This window comes from Bacillus sp. 05T31 (assembly GCF_056396725.1).
Window position 1 is genome coordinate 1 of the sequence record NZ_JBFTMA010000238.1, and the last position, 8,350, is coordinate 8,350.

12 protein-coding genes and 2 pseudogenes are annotated in these 8,350 nt (G+C 34.7%); 9 read left to right on the forward strand and 5 right to left on the reverse strand.

All coding sequences use genetic code 11. The annotated features are described in order from the left end of the window. On the forward strand, positions 1 to 599 hold a 599-nt coding region (locus AC1DJR_RS15405), incomplete at its 5' end, for a class I SAM-dependent methyltransferase (protein WP_477002953.1). 43 nt (positions 600 to 642) lie between these two features. Here the strand turns inward: AC1DJR_RS15405 and AC1DJR_RS15410 are convergent. Then, the gene (locus tag AC1DJR_RS15410; protein ID WP_001014315.1) at positions 643 to 837 is read right to left on the reverse strand and encodes a YwbE family protein; all 195 of its coding nucleotides are present in this window, start codon (positions 835 to 837) and stop codon (positions 643 to 645) included. Further along, positions 838 to 1,011 (reverse strand): hypothetical protein, encoded by a 174-nt coding sequence (locus tag AC1DJR_RS15415; RefSeq protein ID WP_002015431.1) that lies wholly within the window; start codon positions 1,009 to 1,011, stop codon positions 838 to 840. It lies immediately after the preceding gene. 170 nt (positions 1,012 to 1,181) lie between these two features. Between AC1DJR_RS15415 and AC1DJR_RS15420 the strand changes: the two genes are divergently transcribed. The 7 genes and pseudogenes from AC1DJR_RS15420 to AC1DJR_RS15450 form a co-directional block, all read left to right on the forward strand. Beyond that, positions 1,182 to 1,874 (forward strand): response regulator transcription factor, encoded by a 693-nt coding sequence (locus tag AC1DJR_RS15420; RefSeq protein WP_002088884.1) that lies wholly within the window; start codon positions 1,182 to 1,184, stop codon positions 1,872 to 1,874. 1 nt (position 1,875) lies between these two features. Further along, a complete protein-coding gene (locus AC1DJR_RS15425) occupies positions 1,876 to 2,811 on the forward strand; it encodes a HAMP domain-containing histidine kinase (protein ID WP_477002954.1) in 936 nt (311 codons plus the stop codon). 124 nt (positions 2,812 to 2,935) lie between these two features. Further along, positions 2,936 to 3,859, forward strand: a complete 924-nt coding sequence (locus AC1DJR_RS15430) for an ABC transporter ATP-binding protein (RefSeq protein ID WP_016120864.1) — start codon at positions 2,936 to 2,938, stop codon at positions 3,857 to 3,859. Beyond that, positions 3,852 to 4,013, forward strand: coding sequence for a hypothetical protein (locus AC1DJR_RS15435; RefSeq protein WP_002143307.1), 162 nt, complete (start codon positions 3,852 to 3,854; stop codon positions 4,011 to 4,013). Before AC1DJR_RS15430 ends, AC1DJR_RS15435 begins: the two co-directional genes overlap by 8 nt. Before the next feature lie 34 nt (positions 4,014 to 4,047). Further along, the gene (locus tag AC1DJR_RS15440; RefSeq protein WP_002165013.1) at positions 4,048 to 4,752 is read left to right on the forward strand and encodes an ABC transporter permease; all 705 of its coding nucleotides are present in this window, start codon (positions 4,048 to 4,050) and stop codon (positions 4,750 to 4,752) included. Between the two features lie 37 nt (positions 4,753 to 4,789). Further along, positions 4,790 to 5,665 carry a DUF4097 family beta strand repeat-containing protein gene (locus AC1DJR_RS15445; RefSeq protein ID WP_429688078.1) on the forward strand — a complete coding sequence of 292 codons (876 nt, stop codon included), beginning with the start codon at positions 4,790 to 4,792 and terminating at the stop codon, positions 5,663 to 5,665. Positions 5,666 to 5,745: 80 nt separating this feature from the next. After that, positions 5,746 to 6,099 (forward strand): annotated as a pseudogene (locus AC1DJR_RS15450) (ABC transporter permease); the annotation flags it as partial. A 63-nt stretch (positions 6,100 to 6,162) separates the two neighbouring features. Here the strand turns inward: AC1DJR_RS15450 and AC1DJR_RS15455 are convergent. The 3 genes from AC1DJR_RS15455 to AC1DJR_RS15465 form a co-directional block, all read right to left on the reverse strand. Further along, positions 6,163 to 6,495 (reverse strand): YfjL-like protein, encoded by a 333-nt coding sequence (locus AC1DJR_RS15455; protein ID WP_429688080.1) that lies wholly within the window; start codon positions 6,493 to 6,495, stop codon positions 6,163 to 6,165. A gap of 131 nt (positions 6,496 to 6,626) precedes the next feature. Further along, positions 6,627 to 7,130 carry a DinB family protein gene (locus AC1DJR_RS15460; RefSeq protein WP_060751135.1) on the reverse strand — a complete coding sequence of 168 codons (504 nt, stop codon included), beginning with the start codon at positions 7,128 to 7,130 and terminating at the stop codon, positions 6,627 to 6,629. 64 nt (positions 7,131 to 7,194) lie between these two features. Continuing rightward, complete coding sequence (locus AC1DJR_RS15465; protein WP_131246700.1) at positions 7,195 to 7,527, reverse strand: hypothetical protein; 333 nt, start codon at positions 7,525 to 7,527, stop codon at positions 7,195 to 7,197. A gap of 156 nt (positions 7,528 to 7,683) precedes the next feature. Between AC1DJR_RS15465 and AC1DJR_RS15470 the strand changes: the two are divergent. Next, positions 7,684 to 8,350, forward strand: a pseudogene (locus AC1DJR_RS15470) (collagen-like protein); the annotation flags it as partial.

An 8,350-nucleotide genomic window follows, 5' to 3' on the forward strand; every position in this document is an offset into this window, starting at 1 on the left:
TGGTTGGTGTGTTTTTAGATCAGCGTAACGTTCGAAAACAAATTCGTGATAAATATGCAAAAGGAAGAACGGTTTTAAATATGTTCTCTTATACTGGGGCTTTCTCTGTATTTGCAGCGCTTGGCGGWGCRAGTAAAACAACAAGTGTGGACCTTGCAAATCGTAGTTTAAGTAAAACGATTGAGCAGTTTAGTGTAAATGAAATTGATTATGAAGCACAAGATATTATTGTAGAAGATGTATTTCTGTATTTCAAATATGCAGCTAAGAAAAAGATGAAATTTGATATGGTTGTACTTGATCCCCCAAGCTTTGCACGCTCGAAAAAATATACGTTCAGTGCGGCGAAAGATTATAAAAACTTATTAAAAGAAACAATTGCCATTACAGAAAATAACGGTATTATCGTTGCTTCTACAAATTGTAGCGCATTCGATATGAAAAAGTTTAATGGCTTTATCGATACAGCATTTAAAGAAATGAACGGTAAATATAAAATATTAGAAGAACATTCTTTACCAGAAGATTTCCGTACAATTGATCAATTTAAAGAGGGAGACTATTTAAAAGTAGTTTTYATCGAAAAAATTAAAGGTTAATGAAAATAAGAAAAGGAGCTCAAGTTTAAATGAGCTCCTTTTCTTATTGAATAATATTTTGTACTCTGCCAACCTGTCCGTCTTGCAATCTTACTTTAATGCCGTGCGGATGTGAAGGTGAGTTCGTTAAAATATCTTTTACAATTCCTCTTGTTAGCTTACCTGTACGTTGATCTTGTTTTAATACAATATCGACTTCAAGACCTGATGAAATGTTAGATCGTTTTTGCCCGTTCATTTATACACCTGTACGTCTACGTTGGTTGTTTGTTTTCTTCGTTTGTTGGTTTTGTAATTTTTTMGTTTCTTGACTTTGACTTCCATTATTTGAGCCGTTTCCATTTCCTTGCTTTTTCTTCGCAAGTTGTTCGCGCATTAAATCAGCTAAGCTTACTTTTTTGTTTTCTGACATGATAAGTCTCCTTTATATAAAGTTAATTATGAACAATCGTAGTGAATTTCATCATATCATTGTTAAGGAAGGAAGGGAAGTTGGTTTGAAAATTCATATAATTCTTTCCAGCATTCATTCGTTACGATACAATTAAATTGTTAATGTTTGTTAAAAAAGGGGATAGAAATATGTCACATCATATTTTATTAGTTGAAGATGACATCTCAATTCAAGAGATGGTTGAAACATATTTAGTAAAAGAAGGTTTTCAAGTTACAATCGCATCTGATGGAGAAGAAGGAGTTAACGCATTTTTAAAAGGTTCATTTGATTTGATTATCCTCGATATTATGATGCCAAAGTTAGATGGCTTAGAGGTTGTGCGAATCATTCGAGAAAAAAGTGCAGTTCCGATTTTAATGATGTCAGCGAAAGATACAGATGTTGATAAAGCGGTTGGATTAGGCCTTGGAGCAGATGATTACATTTGTAAGCCGTTTTCTATGATTGAACTAGCTGCACGTGTAAAAGCGGGTATTCGGAGGTCTACAAAGTATTCAGCTGTGGAATCAAAAGATGAGGCGATTCAGATTGGTGATTTAATAATTGACCCAATTAATTTTACTGTGGAGAAAAAGGGAAGACAGCTTAAACTTACTTTAAAAGAATTTGAGATTTTAAAGCTATTCGTGAAGAATCAAAATCGTGTTTTTACGAAAGCACAAATATATACGCTTGTTTGGAATGAAGAATATTATGGTGATGATAATGTTATTAATGTTCATATGAGAAGATTACGTGAGAAAATTGAAAGTGATCCATCTAATCCAGAATATATTAAAACATTATGGGGCATCGGCTATAAGTTGGAAGTGATGTAGTATGGTTGTATTTTTAACAGTGGTGATTATTATATTGCTTATCGTTATTTACGTGCAATATAAAATTAGGAAAAATAGTAGTAGGAATTTACGCTACACGTATGAGAAGTTAAATCGAATTGTAAAAGAACAAACTGGTGAGAAGCTATTAATTATGACGGATGATACAGAGTTGCAAAAGTTATTAGTGGCGATTAATCATTTATTAGATGCAAAACAGAAAACGAATGCAGATCATGCGAAAGTGGAAATTTCGATGAGAAAAATGCTTTCAAATATTTCGCATGATTTGAAAACACCACTAACAGTTATTCTTGGATATACCGAAATGTTAAATAAGGATAAAACGATAAACGAGGAAGAGCAGCAAATATTACTCGAAAAGGTGCATGTAAAAACACTAGAAGTGATGGAACTGATTCATAAGTTTTTTGATTTAGCAAAATTAGAATCCGGTGACAAAGCAATCGAGATGACAAAAGTAAATATGAATGAAGTTTGCCGCGAGAAGATTTTATCTTTTTATGATTTAGTGACGACGAAAGGTTTTCATGTCCATATTGATATAGCAGAAAGAAATATATATGCACTTGGAAATGTAGAAGTATTAGGCAGAGTATTGAATAATTTAATATCAAATGCGATTACATATGGGGACGATGGAAAGACACTTGGTATGACTTTAAGAGATGATGAAACGAGTGTGTATATAGACGTATGGGATAAAGGAAAAGGAATTGATGAATCTCATATTGATAAAGTGTTTGAGCGTATGTACACACTTGAAGATTCAAGAAATAGATTGTACCAAGGAAGTGGTCTAGGGTTAACGATTACGAAAAGGCTTGTGGAAGCGATGGATGGAGAAATTTATCTTTCTAGTAAGCCGTATGAAAAAACGGTTTTTACAGTTGTATTAACAAAGATGCWGTTTTAGCTTGTAGAGAAGTAGATTCTACAAGCTTTTTTGAACGTAAGGAATTTGTAAGGAACGGGTAAGAAAAAAGAGATTTTCGTTGTCTATTATAGAAATATAGAGCAGTGCGAAAGGGGAAAGTGACATGACATATATATTAAAAACGAACCAGTTAACGAAAGTGTTTAAAGGGAAAGAAGTTATTTCTAGTGTTAATATGCATGTGAAAAAAGGAGAGATTTACGGCTTTTTAGGACCGAACGGCGCGGGTAAAACAACGATTATGAAAATGATTACAAATTTAATAAAACCGACGAGCGGTGATATTGAAATTTTCGGTGAGAAGTTAACAGATACATCTTATGAAGTATTAAAAAGAATGGGGACAATTATCGAATATCCAATCTTTTATGATAAATTAACGGCGAAGGAAAACTTAGAATTACATTGTGAATATATGGGGTATTACGATAAAAACGCAATTGATCATGCTTTAAATTTAGTGAAACTGCACGGTATAGATGATAAAAAAGTAAAAGATTTTTCATTAGGGATGAAGCAACGACTTGGTATTGCAAGGGCGATCATGACAAAGCCAGAACTACTCATTTTAGATGAACCGATTAATGGTTTAGATCCAATTGGTATTAAAGAGTTACGAGACTTATTTAAAATGCTCTGCAAAGAATATGGCATTACGTTATTAGTCTCTAGTCATATTTTAGGTGAGATGGAACAAATGGCAGATACAATTGGTGTGATTCAAAATGGAAAACTAATAAAAGAAGTTTCGATGAAGAGTATTAACGGAAAACAAACAGAGTACATTGAAATCACTGTTCCTGATGTGAAGCGTGCAGCTTATATTTTAGAAGATAAACTCGCTATAAAAAATTACAAAATAATGAGTGGAAACATGATTCGTGTGTATGAATTGAAGGCGACGCAGCAAGCCATTTCAAAAGCACTCATTATGAACGATGTAGAAATTGAAAGTATTAATAAGAAACATAGTTCTTTAGAGGAGTATTTCTTAAATGTAATGGATGGAGAGGGCATTCATGCTTAATGGATTGTTAGTGAATATAGTAAGTGGATTGATCGTAATGTTCATAAGTGGGATTTTATATTATAGAAAACCTGAGCGGAAATGGATTTTAATTTTATTAGTGATAGGAATGTTAAGCGTAGTTACTGCTGGAATTAGAATGTTAGTAGCGTAGAGGCAGTTATACAAGGAATGGAGGCATGGTTTACATGTTTAAATTAATGAAGCTTGAATGGAAGAAACATCAATTATCTAGTTATTTTAAAAGTGTAGCAATTTGTATTATAGCAATTTTCACCGTAGTAAACCTCATGGCGTTGGGAGCGAAAGACGAGGTAGATGGGCTATTCTCTGACTTCACGCAACAAATGGTTTTAATAAACACTGTTATTAGGATAACATTCATTATTTTTAGTTCGGTCATTTTATCACGTTTAATAATTGATGAGTATAAGAACAAAACAATACAACTATTGTTTATGTACCCACTGCAAAGAAAAATGCTAATGAGGGCGAAATTAACAATTGTTTTTTGTTTTTGTTTTGTGAGCACGATTATCGCTACTTTCAGTATTAGTTTACTCGTATATTTTGTGAGTCCAATGATGGGGCTGATTGAAACGCCAGCTACGATAGGTGAAATAATAGCTATCGTTCCAGCTACTTTTATAAATGCATTTATGATATCTGGTATAAGTTTAATTCCTTTATTTTTTGGGATGAGAAAGAAATCGACACCGACAACAATTACTTCTGCAGTAATAATTGGGATGCTAATTAGTAGTAACTTTGGTTCTGGAAACGGTCAAGTAAGTATGTTTAATTTTATCGCTATCCCAATAGTGCTCTGTTTATTAGGGATTTTTATTAGTTATCTTTCATATCGTAAAATCGACAAGATTGATGTGGCGTGAAGCAAGCTTAAAACAACAACGAACTGGGGTATGAATAGTGAAAAAAATAATAGTAATTGCAATTTTACTTATTACAATTACAATTGCTAGTGTAGTTTTTGGTTTTAAGGTGTTTCAGGGGAAAGATTTTAAGAAAGAAAAGTCTTTTGAGATAAATAATATAAAAGAAATAGAAGTAGACAATGAAAACTGGGATATTGAATTTAAAAGTACAGACTCTAATAAAATAGTAGTTTCCGCCCAAGGTCAACAAGTAGATAAAGAGATAGATCCCGTCAAAATAGAAAATGACGGTAATAAAGTTGTGATTAAGCAAAAACAAAAGGCGACCAAATTTTTTAATGGTTTTACGTTTCGGAAGAAAAATAGCATATCTATAGCTGTTCCGAAGAAAGAAATAGATAAAATTGTATTAAATAATAAATCGGGTGATGTGAAAATAAGCGATATAGTAGTAAAAAGTATCGTGACAAAAGGCAAGTCTGGAGATGAAATGATTGTAGGACTATCGGCAGATAAGGGTGAGTTCACATCCGAAAGTGGAGATTTAATGTTAAAAGATAGTTCATTACAAGAAGTAAATATAACTTCTACTACTGGCGATAATTATGTGAAAAATATAAAAAACGAAAATATGAACATCACTTCAACATCTGGGGAAGTATTATTGAAAGATATGACAGAAGGAAAATCATTATTTATAGAAACAAAATCAGGCGACATTGGCGTACGGTATAAAGGTGCTCCGACTTCATTGAAACTTACGGCTAAAAGTCATTCGACTGACATAATGATGGATTTAGATGGACTTAAGAAAGATAAAAATACAGAAAAAATAAAAGCGGGAACCATTGGTGATGCAAAAAACGAAGTGAAGATTTTAAGTAAAACAGGAGGAATTTATATCGATTAAAATTTAAATAAAAGGAGGACTATCATGCTACGTCTTATGAAGCTAGAATTGAGGAAGTTTAAGCTTGGATGGTATGTGAAGTTATTTTATCGAACATTTTAGTAGTAGGAATTTTCTTTGGGATAGATAGTTATTTTTCAATTCTTCCTAATTCATTCACAGTAGATCAATTGATTCAAGAAGGGATAAACCTTGTTCCTTTAGCCATTGCCACTGCTGGAATGAGTTTAATCCCTCTATATTTTGGAATGCGTAAACGTTCGGTACCAACTACAATCGTTTCATCTCTTATCGTTGTGTCAATTGCACTTAATAACCAGCCAATATTTCCTATAGCGACGTTGCTCCCCCTTCAATTCACATTTGCAGCGATTGGAGTTGCGATTGCATATTACGGAATTAAAAATATAGAGAAGGAAGATATAACAGTATGACAAGAATACGTAAAAAAGAGTTGGCGTTATACCAACTCTTTTTTGTATATGTATGCTTCGTTACTACTCTGTAAATTTATAGTGTTTGCTTAAATACTCTTGCACTCCTGGAGAAATGTTAAAGTTATTAGGACCTTTATATTCGATAGTAAACTCTCCATCTTCAATTATTTCAAAGGCGATTGCATAGCTATCTATTTTAGAATCGTAAGAAGTATTTTTGACTTTTGCATCTAGATTAAAGTATTTTGTAATATACTCTTTTGATTCAGCAATTGCTGTTTGTTTTCCCCAAGGGGTACCATAACTTGTGAAATAAAGAGATACACCGATAACTCCAATGATAGAAGTTAGTAAGAGAGTTCTTATTGTTATTTTTTTGTTTTTTGTATTCAATTTAGTTCCCTCCAATTAATATGAATTTATCTTAACGTATTTTCTCATAAAATACCATTTAGTAGAAAATAGTTTCACATGAAACAAATTACAGAAAAAGACAAGATGTGTAAACACCTTGTCTTTTTCTGTTACATTTTAGGAGTTTCCATGCCAGCGGCAGTCCATTCTTCTTTTGCAGGACCATATACGCCAGGGACTGTTAAGCCAGCTTGGCGCATTAAAACCGTCATTTGTCCGCGGTGGTGATTTTGATGATTAATGAGTGTCATTAAAAATATAGAATTCGGCATAGGACGACCAAAAAAGTCATTAATAGTAGCTAAGTCTTTATCCGTCCATTCGCCTTGAAGCGCTTCAACAAAAGCTACATTCACTTTACGGTACCCATCTGCAATTGTTTTAGCTGAAGTTGGTACAGGATAATCTTTCGTTTCTCCTTCAAACTTAAGTCCTGTCCCTGATAGCATAACAGGAAGTGCTGTAACGATATGCCAAGCGACTCTCCCTAAAGTCCAGTGCCCAGGTGCAATTTCCTGTGATAAAGATTCATCGGTTAATGCATCGAGCATCTTTTGAGTAGACTCAGCTTCGTATGTCCATGATTGCAAGAAGCCTTCAATAGTTTGATACATAGTTATCCCTCCTCGTTATATTCATAGGTTAAATTCGTGAAAAAAAGATAGTTTCCTTTTGACCTTATAAGAATGAATAAAAAAGGAGACTTCCAAGAAGCTCCTTTTTAACTTTCTTCCAACTCTTCCTCACCAACCATAAGAAATAAGGTGCTCCAAGTACAGCAACATTCAAGTTTGCGCTAACGATAAAGAGTTGAATAATTGTTGAGCCGAGAGCTGAAATACCGATTTCTATTAAAGCAAGGGCTGTTGAGCTAAATCCTAATTTCCATGAAAAAAGGACAATTTTAACTGCAAGTAGTCCGCCGATGAATACACCAATTGGATTGAAGTTTATATGTATATGCAGAATAGAGAAAAAGAATTTCGTTTGAGCAAGAAGGCGAAAGTACAAGCAAAAGGAGAGCAAATTGCATGTAATAATTAATAGAATGTATGAACTAACTCTYTGTTTATCCCCACTAGGTAAAGTATTTCTTTGTTATTTAAATAGATGTTTTCTAAATCGGTGATTGTACTTAAAAGATCGAATGTAAAGGAAGGGGTCAACATGTCTTCATGGCGCAATAATATAAATGGGTATTGTGAGTGTAATAATCAAAATGGTGTACATGTTGATTCATGCTGTTTTAGTTGTGATGGGACAGTTCCTAAGCTGGGCCCAACAGGTCCGACGGGAGCGACGGGAATAACGGGAGCGACGGGAATAACGGGATCAACAGGAGCAACAGGTTCAACAGGAGCAATAGGTCCAACAGGGGCAACGGGAGTAACAGGAGCGACCGGAATAACAGGAGCGACCGGAATAACAGGAGCGACCGGTCCAACGGGAGCGACGGGAATAACGGGATCAACAGGAATAACAGGAGCAACAGGTCCAACAGGATCAACAGGAATAACGGGAGTAACAGGTCCAACGGGAGCAACAGGAATAACGGGATCAACAGGATCAACAGGAATAACGGGAGCGACAGGTCCAACGGGATCAACAGGAATAACGGGAGCGACAGGTCCAACGGGATCAACAGGAATAACGGGAGCAACAGGTCCAACGGGATCAACAGGAATAACGGGAGTAACAGGTCCAACGGGATCAACAGGAATAACGGGAGCAACAGGTCCAACGGGAGCAACAGGAATAACGGGAGTAACAGGTTCAACGGGAGCGACAGGTTCAACGGGAGTAACAGGTCCAACAGGAGCGACAGGAGCAACAG